The organism is Micromonospora sp. AMSO1212t (genome assembly GCF_008868145.1).
GTDB lineage: Bacteria > Actinomycetota > Actinomycetes > Mycobacteriales > Micromonosporaceae > Micromonospora > Micromonospora tulbaghiae.
On the sequence record NZ_WBKS01000319.1, the window covers coordinates 1 to 442 of the forward strand.

The 442-nt window shown below is 48.4% G+C and carries 1 protein-coding gene; it reads left to right on the forward strand.

Annotated features, from left to right (window positions below; translation table 11 throughout):
- Positions 1 to 442 (forward strand): ATP-binding cassette domain-containing protein (locus tag F8279_RS29975; protein WP_151501735.1); only part of this gene is annotated, 442 nt, incomplete at both ends.

Sequence of the window (442 nt, forward strand, 5' to 3'; positions counted from 1 at the left end):
CGTTACTGAGGAAGAGTCTGCAAAACCTATCATCAGGAAAATTGCAGAACAGCACCATGTTCCTGATTTACGCATTGAAAATGACGACCCAAGCTTGGAAAACGTCTTCGTCAATGCGCTCACCTCCAAAGACAACAGTGTGCCGACTAAGCACCATGTAGTAAAAACGATGAGTAGAAAGCTTGATGGTGAGGCTGCTATTCAGGCGGAGAGTGTAAGCAAAGAGTTTGGTGCTTTCCGAGCTGTAAGCAATGTTAGCTTGCAAGTTAAGTATGGCGAGATATACGGCTTGCTGGGAGCCAACGGTGCCGGCAAAACTACCATGATAAAGATGCTGTGTGGGCTTGTGCAGCCGAGCTCTGGGACGCTCATGCTGAATGGGCAGACAAAAGCCTATACAGATGCTGCCGTCCGCGATCGCATCGGTTATATGAGCCAGAAA